Here is a 12,175-nt window from a genome sequence, read left to right on the forward strand (position 1 = left end):
TCCACTTAGTTAACCGGCACAGTGTAATCGTAGCCATCGTAATGAACTGTGATGGCTTTGTCTTTAACAGACACGACCTGAGCTGTAACCTGTTGACCGTTGATTGTGGCCTGCACGTCTTCACCGACATGATAGCGGTCAGCTAATGTAGAAGAACTGTTAGCTTGTGAGCTAGATGAGCTTGATTGACTACTTGAAGCACTTACCTTTGAAGAAGAACTAGCCTCAGATGATTCTGGTGCTAAGGTTACGGTTGCGTTGCCTTCGTTGTGACTACTCGCAGAGACCGCTTTTGATGATTGTGCAGTGGCATCGGTTTTGTGTTGTGCCATCGCATAACCACCAAAGCCAGCACCACCAATCGCCAAAACGGCCAAGGCAGCAATCGTTGCTGTTTGCCAACCCTTGACAGGCTTTGCTTGCGGTTGAGGCTGTTTCATTTGCGCTGCTAACAAAGTCATCAATTGTTGATTAGTTTCATCATGTGATGTTGTTTTGGGGGTATTTTGAAGCATTTGTAACTGTCGTTTGAGTTGAGAGACCTCATCATTATTGACAGCATCTTTACCTTTTAATTGTTGCTCGAGGTTTAGATTAGTTTGCTTCAAAATCTGGACTTGTTGCTCAAGTTCACTGAGGTTACCAGCATGCGTTTTAGCACTTTCTAACTCAGTGGCACTGATCATTGCTTTTTCATGCTCTGATTGATATTGTGCCCTCTTATTACTGATGTCTTCTTCCAGCTTTTGATGCATGTCTAGCAAGGATTGTGTGTTTTGAGCTAATAACTCATCACGCAAAGCTTTAAGACTGGTTAGCGTCTCTGTTTGCGCTTGTGACGTCACTTCTGAGACTTGATCGTCCACTGTGGCTTGAAGATTACTTTGCAAGTCTTTAGAACGTTCTATAAACCAGTTATCCAGCTCTTGATTAACAGATACTTTCAAAGCCTCTAAGTCGCTTACAAAGTCACTCTTGAGCGTTTTGAGTGTATTATCATGACGCGCATTCTCATCTTCCACAGCCGTGCGATAACCTGCTTCACGAGCTTGATGTGCTTGCGCATAACGGGTTTCAAACTCTGTTGCCCGTTCTTCTTTCATTTGTGCATCAACGGTCTCAGAAACATTAGTGTCACGTAACTGTTCAACTGCTGCTTTCGTCTTTGCTTGTTGTTGTTTCAACAAGTCGGACATCGCTTTGCGTATCTTTTGCGTGTAAATGTTGCTGGTATCATTCAAAAAGTCATTTGCTTTGGCTTTGTCTTCGTTCAAACGACTAACCACGTAATCGGGGTGTTCCGCAGGTAAATCAGCTTTGACATCACTCATCTCAAATGCATTTGGTGCCAGGTTGACACGATCAATTAACTTCTGTGTGGGATCATTTTCGGTCATGACACCCTCTGAGTTGTCTTGAGTCGGAACAACAGCTTGAACAATTGGTTTCACGATTTCACCACTTGCAGGCTGCTCGGATTGTGGATTCTTTGGGGCGACGTCCCTCGGTACATTTGCAGCGAATGGATCGACATCTTCGTCAAGCGTACTTTTATCTGCTGATGAGCTGCCAAAAACTGAGGGCGTGTTCGTCGCCACGTTGTGTGCAAACTTACGTGGCTCAATTGCTAACACTTCACCAGTTTCACGCGCTTGTCTAAACTGTTCCTCAGAAGGTAAATCTGGCAAATCATCTGATGACAGACTACCATCTGCAAGCACGGCATCCATCAGCGGTTGTAGGGCTTCAACAATAATGTCATAAGTCATATCTTCATCTTGACGAATTTCTGTGTCGTTGAAAATATGATCAGCGGTACTAACAACAATGTTTTCAAACCCTGCTGTTAGTACCGCTCTTTCCCAACTTAATCCGGTTGGCTCAGCACGACCTTTTTCGTTAGTGATAAAGTAGACGACATTGCCTAAACGAACATCATGATCACCTGCCCGCACCACATCATTGACTAAACCAGCAGCGAATTGTTGTAGCCCTGACAGTGATACATTCGGCCAGCTTTCACTTACTCCACTTTTTTCTGCCAGGTCTTGAATCACCTCATCATTGAGATTAATTTCAGTTTGTTCAACGCGGGCAAAAAATGGATCACCGATACTAGTTTGTTTTTTCTTTCCAAACATCTCTCACCCCCTGCTTAGAATGGCCAGTTGATGACGTTTCCGCCACCAGCAGTTGTAGCAGTTTGCCAAATCCAAGTCAGTAATAGGCCAGTTAAGGCGCCGCCACCAATACCAAATAAGGCGTGCATTAGCTTACTGTTACTTTTTTGTGCCATCTGTTCATTACCTGTTGAACGCAGGATAAACGCCCAGAGCAAGGCAACAGCGCCAACAACGATCAACACAATATAAAGAATTGTGATGACCTTTGAACCACTTGTTTTGGCAGCATCACCAATGTCCGCTGAGGCAACAGTCGGCAGCCACATTGGTGATGAAGCAACCAATCCCGCTAATGTTTGTTGCAAGCGTGAAATCGGACGACGCTCCCATAGAAACTTGTTATGTGCATTTGACTTTTTCATTCAAAAAGTCCTCCTTTTTTTTGTTGTGTTATCAACACACGCACAGAATAACAAGAATCAAAAAATTGTCATAAAGGTAAATGGTTTTTCCTGAGGCAAACCAAAAAGCCCATCCAATTGGACGAGCTTTGAGATTAAAAACTATTTAAGTTATAATGAGTATAAATAAAAAAACCCGATGTGTCGTTCCTACTTTGGCGAGCTGGAACACATCGAGCTAAAAATAATTTTTAATTTGTATGTATAGTATAACTAATAATACTATAAAATACAAATTGAAATGATTTAATTAGCTCTTATCACATCGGTGGATAGGAGCTTTTTTCATGTCAAAATTCACCTTAAAAAATAAATCAATCATTACAATTCTAGCAATATTGGTGACTGAAGTCCTATTCTGGGTTGTTTTGTCAAAGTACCCAGATCAGTTTGAAAAATATCTCACCTTACTATTCCTTTATCCTATTGTGACAATGATTTTATTTTCGACTACTCAAACACTATTAGACGGTCATTTTGAAATCAAAAGATTATTAGGAGTATTATCAGCTTTCCTCAGCAGCACACTATCTTCCTTCTCCGCAGTTATAATAATGAGCTTATGGATTAAATTTCAAGAACCAAATGCTTCTGGTGGTAAAATAACAGACATTCATTTTTTAATCGGCAATTTTGCAATAAATTTCCAAAAAAGTATTGGCGTTTTACTTAATCAATTACAAAATGCCAGCTCACATACTTTATCTCTTTTGTCTTTCGGGTTCACCGTTATACCATTTACCTTAATTTGTATTCCTGTTTTCTCAGGAAGTGTACAAAGACGAATTATTTATGAATGGTTATTTACGGTCATTTTCTTTATTGTGATTTTCTCTATGAGATATTTTGCCTCTTAAATCACTTGAAAATAATGCACCATAGACGACAAGTCTTAAAAGAACGTGACAAAACAAAATAAATATAATTGTGGGTACTAGGCTTTTGGAATTTATAGATAAAATAATAAACGTTTGGCTAAGCAATATCAACCAAGTTAGCAGCGTAAAATAATGACTGATTTTTAAGAATACTCTTACGATAATCAAAGCGAGCAGCGAGCTAAGTAAAGGCAACAAGAAGTATAGAATCAAAAGTTTGACATCCAAATATACTATGCTTTTGCAACTAAATAAGATACCTTGAAATAAAATAGTGCTCCCCCAGACAAGACTATTAAAAAGTGGTCCATGAGGGCAGTACCAAATTTTCATTCTTTGAACAAAATTCATATTTTTTTCCTTCTCGGATCATTTTTTCTCTTCAATTGGTGTCTACGTTTAGAGTAGCTCATTATGCCTTCGATGACTGTAAACGCTAGTCCACCAATAATTGGAAGCCAAAACATAAACTGCCAAAACCTCAAAGACACCTGGATCGCCTCTGCAATTTTCAAGGTAGAAATATGGCTGGCATGACTAATGTCACTTGATTTTATTGTTGGCATTGTTGTCATTGCAACAACAGTGAAAATAAAGTAAAATGCTCCCGCCAATGTAAACGACCATGTGAGAAACCTTTTGAAATAATGGTTGAATGTTTTTAATTTATTGCGATTCATATTACGCTCCTTTACAGCACACTGCTGTCACTTTGTAATTGATAAGTTCCGATGCGATCTAGTTGTGTCACAAGATTTGTTTTAGGATTGAAGCTGACATTATAGACAAAACGTGTGGTGGCATCTGCCGAGTCCTTGAGATGGCTTTTGACAAAGACAATCACCTTCCCCTTCACTGCTGTGGCGCTTGCCGAGGTGGGTAAGAAATCCATGTGATCATAAGTCATTACCACACCTGTCTGTGTAATCATTTTATCGGGATCAGCCTTGAAATCTAAACTATTTTTGACGACCTCCTGAGTCACATAAGGTGTCATCTGTTTGGCTTTAGCATCAAATTCCTTTTGAGAGGCAATTGTCCAATCTAGGGTAAACAGCCTATCTAGCAAGTTAGAAGCTGCAGAAACATTTGGTTGCTTTGAATCTAGTACCGTACCGACCTTTGATTTCTTCTTGATGAGTTTGCTTTGTTGCACGGCTAGTTCATTTGAGGCACTTTGATGCGTTTTAACAGCGACTTGAGTAGCTAACCAAAAGCCTAGTCCAGCAGCCACCATCAACACTGGAATAGCCCACAATAAGGCTATTGTTTTATTTACTTTTGACATGGTTATTTCCTTCCTGAGGTATCTTTTACAGCACCCGTTTGGAGTTCTGTAATTTTGCCATTTTCAATGTGCATCAATAGTGTTGTGCTGGTTTCCTCTTTGCCTAATTTATATTTAACCGTCCCAAATCCTAGACCTGAGCCATCGGCTGCTTTGGAATAGACAATATCATTGCTTTCTAAATGAAAAGTTGGCACACCTTCATCCACATCACCACCAAACGTTGCCCCTAGAAAAGCTGACACAACGTCATCCGTTGCCACACTACTTTTAGCATCTGATTTATTTAACTTTGGTAAGATGGCAAACATTTCTTTGAGGAAAGTATTGCCAATCTTTTCAATGTTTTGGGTATCTCGAATATCAGCGGTTTTAACCTTATCAAGTTGTTTAGCTTTAATACTATACTGACTTGACTTAGCTTTTGTTGCCTTAATTTCCTGATGCACGATATTCACACTCTTGACCGTGCGTTGATAGCTAAGTCCTTGCTGGACTAAAAACAGGCAAGCAAGCGTCAATACAAACGCGTAAACACATTTTAAATTGAATTTTGTCATGGTTAATCTCCCGAGACTACTTTGGCAATCGTTTTGTTATTGGTTGAGCTGGTACTGTCAATTACTTGATTACCTTTTAAAGCAATTACTGTTGGCACTTGTGTCACACCATACTTAGAAAGATAGGCTTGTGCATCAGACTTCTTGACGTTGATGACAACATAATCAATTGTCTTTTGATGTGTCTTGATCGTCTTTTTAATCGTGTTACGCGCTTTCTTACAGTCAGGGCAACCAGGCTTATGGAAGATTAAGACTGTCTTTCGCTTGCTACTGGTATCTAACTGGTCAATCTTGTCAGCGAAGTTCTTGGTATCTGGATAACCATTCACCTCTGTGTTGTAGTAATAAGTTCCACCAATCACAGTCAATATCGCAATGACGGCTAAAGAGAACACTGCAATGCCCCATTTTTTTATCTTACTCATATTAAATACTCCGTTTACTAATTCTTACTTTCACTGGACTTAAAGGGACCACTTGGAATCACTACATTTGTACCAGCTTTCTTTGGTAATTTAAGATAGTCTCCAGGGGACTTCAAACCTTTGCTTTGTGGCGCCCAATTAAATTGGTCCTTAGTCTGTACGGCAAAATGAACGTGAATACCTGTTGCTTTACCAGTTTGACCTTCATGACTTATATGTTGCCCTGCCTTGACTTTATCACCAATGTTTACCACAATTGCCGACTGTGTTGGTGCGTGACCATAATAGGTAAATACCCCATCAGTGCCTTTGATAACAACCCAATTCCCGCCAACACTATCAAAACTTTTACCAACAACGACACCATCACGAACGGCGTAAACATTACTATCATCGCCAGTTTCATTAGCGCCGACAGTTTGAAAATCAACCCCATAATGTTCTGCTCCCGTTATACCGCCGTAATTGGGATAACCACCGGTAATGTTGTACTTGCCCTTAACAGGCAAGCCGTCAGTAGTACTAACCAACCCAGTATCACAGGCGGCGTCAGCTAATGCACTTGACTGACTATCACTTGAGGTATCCGCCGTTCCACTAGCATTATTCCCTTCATCAAAGACATCAATATCACCCGCATAATCTAGTTTGAAAATTTTTTTGACTTCTTCCGCTGTTCTAGCAGTGTCGGCGACTTTTCTTTGGGGATCATTTTCCCCAACCCCTTCAAACTTTGTGTCCCATGCCACCATGGAACTGTTAATATTGTTAGCTGTGGCTAAGCCAATCAGTGTGGCCTTGTGGCTACTGTGCAATTCATTAATTGCCAGTTGAACTTGTGCTTGCACGGTGTCAGCTGTGTCACCATAACGATTACCATTGATACCACCAGCACCCCACTGCCAAATGCCTTTTACGGAGCCAGCAGGATTGACGGCTTTCGGATTAAAGCCACTTTCTCTAAGACCAATTGCAATCGCAGCAGCAATATTGTCGCCTGACATTTTAATTTCTTTATGAAAACGGTCAATTGCATGTTGTATGGCTTTGTGCGTTGCTGAGTTGGGATCTTTCCAATCGCCACCGATTGTCGTCCCGCCATCTGAAATCGTGGTATCATCATTCCAGCAATCAGCGTTCTGTGTTGAAAACACCATGATGCACATCATAAAGATAACAGTGATAGCAAGGAGTGCCGTCGCAACCATGCCGACAATCAGGTATATTTTACGTTTTTTATTTTGCATCCAACGTTCTAGCATGGCCTAACCTCCGATTAAAAGGCTAAGGCCTTTGAGAATAAAAACAAAAACAAAACCAGCAATGACATACCAAATAATTTTGTTATCCACTGGTTGAGGCTTTTGACCTTTGTCATAGTTCTCAACGATTTGTTGTGCCTCTTGCTTCATTTTTTCACGGTTATCACGCGCCTTCTTTAATGGATGTGGCAATTTCATCTTACAGTCCTCCACCAAACAAATTAATTTCTGAGTCATTAAGATCAACGTGCATGAACGTAGCTTGCTTACCCACCAAATTCATCAAGAAATCACCTTGATCTAATCCTTGTAAGGCTGCCAATTGACCATCAGTGATGTTAGTTTCACTCACCACACTACGTAAACGGGTGGTATCTGTTTTTGAAAGCCGACCAATGATTTGCTTTGGGAATCGGCCAAAGAACGAAGATGCGGCACGACTAGCCTCAGTGTCTGAGGCGTTGCCTGTTGGCACAACGTTTTTGAGTCCTGGGAAAATAGCAAACATACCAAAGAAATCTTTACCATGTTGTGCCATCATGTTGTCCCCGAAGGTAATGCCTAATGAATGTTTGGCATTGAAAATATCATCCGCTTCATCCTGTATCCACCAGAAATATTTTGGTGGATTACCATTGTTGTTGGCTTGAGTTGAGACCTCACCGCGCTTAATGCGCTCACGTTGTTGTGTGCCGTTAATCGTGATGTAGCTTTCCATCAAAGACAAAATGGTAAAATATTGCGCGTTGTAAAGATCATCTTCTAATCTTGAAAGACCACTAGTATCAAAACGAATCAAACGCTCACCAGACAGATCAGGCATAGTCGTTACACCGTTCACCATGTCACCGTGGTTTTGAATTAGGCTGCTAATTGTCGATAAGATATTGTCCAAACGTTCTACGGCGGGTTGCGTCATGTTGCGCGTCAGCATGTTACGGGTTTCTAGGAAGGTTTGAAAATCTTCGAGAATTGGATAATCTTCGTTGCGTAGCCCGATTACACGTAAATCCTGTGGGTTGTCTTTTGGTGACAACGACCACATACGCCGTTCAACATAGAAATCAGTAATTAGGTTACCCAACATTTCTAATTCTTTCTTATCAGCTTGTGGATTGAGTGTAGCGTAGTACGTAATCACTTTTGTACGATGCTGGTTGAAACTTGCAATGACATCAACATTGCCATTTGCATCAAGGACAGTGCCAAACACTTGCATCAAATTAATGATGTTTTGACTGCCATCAAGTGTCAAAGTGACACCGTAATAATAATTCACCAGATCACGCCATTCATTAGACTTATCAAATACCCAAACCGTGTCACCGCGAGAAACTAATGGTCCCAAGTTCTTTTTGGCAAACGAGCTTTTACCTGAGCGCTCACCACCCACAACTAGGTTATAAGCAGTTAACTGCGTACGGTGGTCATTGTAGCTAGGATCGTACATAACTTCACCACGTTGCATTGTTAAGCCCATGTATGAACCTCTAGGATGAGCGATAAAGGTTTGGTTAAAGGCATACGAGCCAGCCAGCGCATAGGCTTTCATTGGAAAACCTTTGTCCTTAATCGTTTGATTTTCAATTGACATGGCTGGCATAAAGAACTGTTGGAAGTGAGTTAATTGCTCAGAAGGATAAACTTTCATGCGGTAGTTAGAAAGCTGTTGTTGGATTTCTTTAACGCGACGGCGTAATTCTTCTGGTGAGACATCACTAACTAATAGACGGACGTAGACACGTTTGTAAATTTCACGGCCATTGCGGGCTTCATTCAAATCCTGCAACGTAATATCAGCATCTTGTTCGGCTTCCAACGCGTCACCTTGTGAGGTCACTTCACTACGTGCCTTACTACGCAACGTGTTAGTGGCTGTTTCAAGGGCTTTTTGGACCTCAAACTTGTTTTCAGTACCAATCTTAATGTCTACAATGGTGTTCTTGTGGTTAATGAGTTCCTTGAACCAGCCCTGTAATTGTTCATTCTTGGGATAGTCGTAGACGTTGATAATGGCACTACTTGCCATACCATCATCAAAGTAAGTGGTATGAAATTCAATACCACTAGGATTTTGAACTTCCTCAATGAGTTCTAAATTATAGCCGCGTGCTTTTAGAGCGGAACGTTTTGCTGTATTTAAACTTGTGCGCATTGTTATTTTTCCTCCAATTCTAGAGTTTCACCTGGGTTGTTGATTTGATACATGACCATCTTTTTACGATTAATTGAGACTGGCTCAGGTGTAAACGCCATGCCTGCGTGTGCCATAAAGTCACGTCGGTTTTTATCTAAGGCAGCTAATGTCTTACCATAGATCACAGCGGTATATTCTTGATGCTTAATGTCGCCGACTACATTCTTTTCAATGTTAATTTCTTGCAAAATAGTTTGGCGCATCATTAACAATTGTTGATAATGACGATCATCTAGGTCACCACTATTCAATTGATTTTCCACTCTCACTAGTTCTTGTCCCCATGAAGCTTGCTGGATACGGGTGTCAGCGGGTAGTTGACTAACAAAAATATCAAAGTCTTCCACGTAAACTGATAGCAATTGATGAAAGTCAGCGATAATGGCATTAGAACTCTTATCGCCTTCAGCATTCAGAAAATCCAAATCTTTTCCAGGTAAATTGAGCATGTCAGCGTACGTATCATCAGCCAATAGAATTGGATGCCCTTTTTTATTCAAAATGTCTTTATAAGGTAAAGCAAAGTAGATTGGAATTGGTTTGCGATTATCAAGTGCTTGTTTGACAACTGTTAAACCCTTTCCCTTTTGTGCTTGTTTAGCTTTTATTCCCATTATTTTTCCTCTCGTTTCTTGTTTTCAGTAATCGCAGTTAGATCACCTGTGGCGTGCTTGCTGGACTTTAAGATGCCACGTAGGATTTCTTGATACATGAGACCCATTGGGTTACTTGGACTAGGTAAAATCAAATAGCCAGCTAGTAACGCATTACTGATAATTAGAATCAGCCCATACTTGCCAATATTGTAGGGATAGAATGATTTAATCATCAGGTAAGTAATCCCAAAAACAATGACTAGGACAAAGATTCGTTCCATCGTGAAAAACATCCACCGAGATACTTTCTTCCAAATATTGCGTCCAGGGGTAAAGTGTTCATACATATAATTTCTCCTTTAACAAGTTATTTTTGCCTGGATTGAATTTCAATCTGTGGTCAGTGTACAAGCTATCGAAAAAATGTCATAAAGGTAAATGGTTTTTCCTAAAGCAAAGAAAAAGCCCCCTGCACGAACAGTAGACAATGATTTGTTTGTTATCTTTTTGTGTATCCAATCTATATACGATATTGATATCTGTGTATATATTCATCTTATAACACAAACATACTTTTATTTATATTTGAAGTATAGTATATTGATATATATGTTATACGTATGGTATAATATATATGTAAACAAGTTTTACATGCCTGGATTGGTGGTTTCATCGTTATTTCGTTTTGACAGATAAAATAACTAAGGAGCTTCATCATGAGTAAAACAATTACATTTTCAGCATCTAAAGGTGGCGTTGGTAAAACAACGATGACATTCAACTTCGCTAGTTTTTTGGTTCGACAAGGGTACAAGGTTTTGTTAATTGATTCAGACTATCAAGGTAACTTGTCCTCTACCTATGAAAGCTATACTAATAAAAATACGCTATATGACGTCTTTACAGGCGGTTTAGCACAAATTAGACAAATTACCCCACAATTAGGTTTATTACCTGCTAGCCCTCATTTAGACGAATTAGAAGGTACATTACAATCAAAGAATAATAAAAACTTTTTGATGATGATGTGGCTTCAAGATCACCTTGAGGAAATCAAAGATTATGACTATATTCTAATTGACACCCATCCAGAGTTTGGGACATTAACGAAGAATATGATTGCCGTTTCTGATTATGTTGTGGTGCCACTAGAACCCTCAGAGTATGGTTTTATTCAATCAAAACAACAATTTGACCTGCGGATGAAAGAGTTCCGTGATGATGCCGTGGATATTCGTACACGAGAGTCCCTAATTGAAGCAAAGGTTTTGTACCTTGCTAATCGTGTGAAGCACAATACCCGTTCAAGTCATGAGTTTGGCCAGATTATTGACCAAATTGAGAACCTTGTCGCCGTCTTAAATGAGCGTGAAGTGTTTAATAGTTCAACGATGCTTAAAACCCCAGTGTTTGATTTAGACCAAGCTAAGCGCAACCCTAAAACATTGCAGCAAATCAATGATGCTTATCAAAAGCTATTAGAAAGTGTGAAATAATGGATTACGATAAAAAAGACCCCCGTATGTTTGATGAAGCCAGCGCTCAAAAACAAATGGCAGATGCCTTTAGTCGAGACGCACCACAATCAGAGGTATCGTTAGGTGACGGGTTTAAGTTACCCTCTTCAAATCATAGTAGTCGTAAAGTGCAAACGACTTACACCATTCGCCCTGAGATAAAACAAGGCATTGAGAAATTGGCTATCAAACAAGGATTCCGCTCATCAAGTGCCTTTGTAGATCTAGTATTAGAACAAGTCTTAAATCAATCAAAATAATTTAGGACAAAACAAAAGCCGTGATTTAATAAGTAATCACGGCTTTTTAGCTATTTCTTTATATCATCAGGATTGAATCCAGGGTTGGCCTTGTTAAATTCTTTAACTGTGTCGTAGTAATTCGTTGCTACCCCGTCAGTTTGAATTTGATTTGCAATTTTATCTAGTGGGTATGTCATATTAGTATCGCTGTTTTCCCAACTAGTTGAAGTTCCAAAACTCTCCTTCACTCCGTCTTGGTGTCTTTCAGATTCAGGTTTTGCTAGATATTCATTGGCCCAATTTTTAAAGTCTTGTTTAGACCAAGATGTAAAATAGTCAGAATAAACATGGCCTTTCATTTTAGCAGCTTTTTTAGCATAAGCTTTTTCATTGTTCTTGTCCTGAACTGAGGTTGAGGCGGATGAAGCCTTAGCACTTGACACGTAACTTGATGATTGTGCCTCAGGACTGTTTTGTTTTTGTTGGTGCAACATGGCTAACAAAATTCCGATAACAATAATTCCAATCACCACAATTGTAATCCAAATTTTATTTTGCTTAATTTTCTCCATCAGTATACTCCCTAAAATCAACTACTGTTAATTTTACCGTATTAGCCTACA

15 protein-coding genes are annotated in these 12,175 nt (G+C 39.8%); 3 read left to right on the forward strand and 12 right to left on the reverse strand.

Annotated elements, in window-relative coordinates; genetic code table 11:
• Positions 1 to 5: 5 nt before the first annotated feature.
• Positions 6 to 2,141: an AAA family ATPase gene (locus tag FGL72_RS03650; RefSeq protein ID WP_146992668.1), complete on the reverse strand. Its 2,136-nt coding sequence runs from the start codon at positions 2,139 to 2,141 to the stop codon at positions 6 to 8.
• Between the two features lie 14 nt (positions 2,142 to 2,155).
• Entirely contained in the window at positions 2,156 to 2,545 is a 390-nt protein-coding gene (locus FGL72_RS03655) for a hypothetical protein (protein ID WP_146992670.1), read from the reverse strand.
• Between the two features lie 326 nt (positions 2,546 to 2,871).
• On the opposite strand from FGL72_RS03655, the gene FGL72_RS03660 reads away from it, so the two are divergent.
• Complete coding sequence (locus FGL72_RS03660; RefSeq protein ID WP_146992672.1) at positions 2,872 to 3,441, forward strand: hypothetical protein; 570 nt, start codon at positions 2,872 to 2,874, stop codon at positions 3,439 to 3,441.
• 368 nt (positions 3,442 to 3,809) lie between these two features.
• Here FGL72_RS03660 and FGL72_RS03665 read toward each other — a convergent pair whose 3' ends face one another.
• The 9 genes from FGL72_RS03665 to FGL72_RS03705 are packed head-to-tail and all read right to left on the reverse strand — an operon-like array spanning position 3,810 to position 10,140.
• On the reverse strand, positions 3,810 to 4,142 hold the full coding sequence (locus FGL72_RS03665; RefSeq protein ID WP_146992674.1) for a hypothetical protein: 333 nt from the start codon (positions 4,140 to 4,142) through the stop codon (positions 3,810 to 3,812).
• Positions 4,143 to 4,153: 11 nt separating this feature from the next.
• Positions 4,154 to 4,750, reverse strand: a complete 597-nt coding sequence (locus tag FGL72_RS03670) for a hypothetical protein (RefSeq protein WP_146992676.1) — start codon at positions 4,748 to 4,750, stop codon at positions 4,154 to 4,156.
• Positions 4,751 to 4,752: 2 nt separating this feature from the next.
• Entirely contained in the window at positions 4,753 to 5,310 is a 558-nt protein-coding gene (locus FGL72_RS03675; protein WP_146992678.1) for a hypothetical protein, read from the reverse strand.
• A 2-nt stretch (positions 5,311 to 5,312) separates the two neighbouring features.
• Positions 5,313 to 5,738, reverse strand: coding sequence for a glutaredoxin family protein (locus FGL72_RS03680; RefSeq protein WP_146992680.1), 426 nt, complete (start codon positions 5,736 to 5,738; stop codon positions 5,313 to 5,315).
• A 17-nt stretch (positions 5,739 to 5,755) separates the two neighbouring features.
• A complete protein-coding gene (locus FGL72_RS03685; RefSeq protein WP_146992682.1) occupies positions 5,756 to 7,000 on the reverse strand; it encodes a phage tail tip lysozyme in 1,245 nt (414 codons plus the stop codon).
• Between the two features lie 3 nt (positions 7,001 to 7,003).
• Positions 7,004 to 7,198: a hypothetical protein gene (locus FGL72_RS03690; RefSeq protein WP_146992684.1), complete on the reverse strand. Its 195-nt coding sequence runs from the start codon at positions 7,196 to 7,198 to the stop codon at positions 7,004 to 7,006.
• Position 7,199: 1 nt separating this feature from the next.
• The gene (locus tag FGL72_RS03695) at positions 7,200 to 9,155 is read right to left on the reverse strand and encodes a type IV secretion system protein VirB4 (protein WP_146992686.1); all 1,956 of its coding nucleotides are present in this window, start codon (positions 9,153 to 9,155) and stop codon (positions 7,200 to 7,202) included.
• Between the two features lie 2 nt (positions 9,156 to 9,157).
• Positions 9,158 to 9,811 (reverse strand): hypothetical protein, encoded by a 654-nt coding sequence (locus tag FGL72_RS03700; RefSeq protein WP_050891944.1) that lies wholly within the window; start codon positions 9,809 to 9,811, stop codon positions 9,158 to 9,160.
• The gene (locus FGL72_RS03705; RefSeq protein ID WP_013102170.1) at positions 9,811 to 10,140 is read right to left on the reverse strand and encodes a hypothetical protein; all 330 of its coding nucleotides are present in this window, start codon (positions 10,138 to 10,140) and stop codon (positions 9,811 to 9,813) included. Before FGL72_RS03705 ends, FGL72_RS03700 begins: the two co-directional genes overlap by 1 nt.
• A gap of 369 nt (positions 10,141 to 10,509) precedes the next feature.
• On the opposite strand from FGL72_RS03705, the gene FGL72_RS03710 reads away from it, so the two are divergent.
• Positions 10,510 to 11,289 carry a ParA family protein gene (locus FGL72_RS03710; RefSeq protein ID WP_146992689.1) on the forward strand — a complete coding sequence of 260 codons (780 nt, stop codon included), beginning with the start codon at positions 10,510 to 10,512 and terminating at the stop codon, positions 11,287 to 11,289.
• Positions 11,289 to 11,570: a hypothetical protein gene (locus FGL72_RS03715; protein ID WP_146992691.1), complete on the forward strand. Its 282-nt coding sequence runs from the start codon at positions 11,289 to 11,291 to the stop codon at positions 11,568 to 11,570. The genes FGL72_RS03710 and FGL72_RS03715 overlap by 1 nt, the downstream gene beginning before the upstream one ends.
• A 50-nt stretch (positions 11,571 to 11,620) precedes the next feature.
• On the opposite strand, the gene FGL72_RS03720 is transcribed toward FGL72_RS03715, so the two are convergent.
• On the reverse strand, positions 11,621 to 12,124 hold the full coding sequence (locus FGL72_RS03720) for a hypothetical protein (protein ID WP_146992693.1): 504 nt from the start codon (positions 12,122 to 12,124) through the stop codon (positions 11,621 to 11,623).
• Positions 12,125 to 12,175 lie beyond the last annotated feature (51 nt).

The organism is Leuconostoc citreum (assembly GCF_007954785.1).
Classification (GTDB): Bacteria; Bacillota; Bacilli; order Lactobacillales; family Lactobacillaceae; genus Leuconostoc; species Leuconostoc citreum.

Excerpts from the sequence above, each read along its gene's own strand:
- FGL72_RS03705 (WP_013102170.1), bottom strand. The coding sequence starts at position 10,140 with ATGTATGAACACTTTACCCCTGGACGCAATATTTGGAAGAAAGTATCT.
- FGL72_RS03715 (WP_146992691.1), top strand. The coding sequence starts at position 11,289 with ATGGATTACGATAAAAAAGACCCCCGTATGTTTGATGAAGCCAGCGCT.
- FGL72_RS03695 (WP_146992686.1), bottom strand. The coding sequence starts at position 9,155 with ATGCGCACAAGTTTAAATACAGCAAAACGTTCCGCTCTAAAAGCACGC.
- FGL72_RS03660 (WP_146992672.1), top strand. The coding sequence starts at position 2,872 with ATGTCAAAATTCACCTTAAAAAATAAATCAATCATTACAATTCTAGCA.
- FGL72_RS03670 (WP_146992676.1), bottom strand. The coding sequence starts at position 4,750 with ATGTCAAAAGTAAATAAAACAATAGCCTTATTGTGGGCTATTCCAGTG.
- FGL72_RS03700 (WP_050891944.1), bottom strand. The coding sequence starts at position 9,811 with ATGGGAATAAAAGCTAAACAAGCACAAAAGGGAAAGGGTTTAACAGTT.
- FGL72_RS03685 (WP_146992682.1), bottom strand. The coding sequence starts at position 7,000 with ATGCTAGAACGTTGGATGCAAAATAAAAAACGTAAAATATACCTGATT.
- FGL72_RS03690 (WP_146992684.1), bottom strand. The coding sequence starts at position 7,198 with ATGAAATTGCCACATCCATTAAAGAAGGCGCGTGATAACCGTGAAAAA.
- FGL72_RS03675 (WP_146992678.1), bottom strand. The coding sequence starts at position 5,310 with ATGACAAAATTCAATTTAAAATGTGTTTACGCGTTTGTATTGACGCTT.
- FGL72_RS03720 (WP_146992693.1), bottom strand. The coding sequence starts at position 12,124 with ATGGAGAAAATTAAGCAAAATAAAATTTGGATTACAATTGTGGTGATT.
- FGL72_RS03680 (WP_146992680.1), bottom strand. The coding sequence starts at position 5,738 with ATGAGTAAGATAAAAAAATGGGGCATTGCAGTGTTCTCTTTAGCCGTC.
- FGL72_RS03655 (WP_146992670.1), bottom strand. The coding sequence starts at position 2,545 with ATGAAAAAGTCAAATGCACATAACAAGTTTCTATGGGAGCGTCGTCCG.
- FGL72_RS03710 (WP_146992689.1), top strand. The coding sequence starts at position 10,510 with ATGAGTAAAACAATTACATTTTCAGCATCTAAAGGTGGCGTTGGTAAA.
- FGL72_RS03665 (WP_146992674.1), bottom strand. The coding sequence starts at position 4,142 with ATGAATCGCAATAAATTAAAAACATTCAACCATTATTTCAAAAGGTTT.
- FGL72_RS03650 (WP_146992668.1), bottom strand. The coding sequence starts at position 2,141 with ATGTTTGGAAAGAAAAAACAAACTAGTATCGGTGATCCATTTTTTGCC.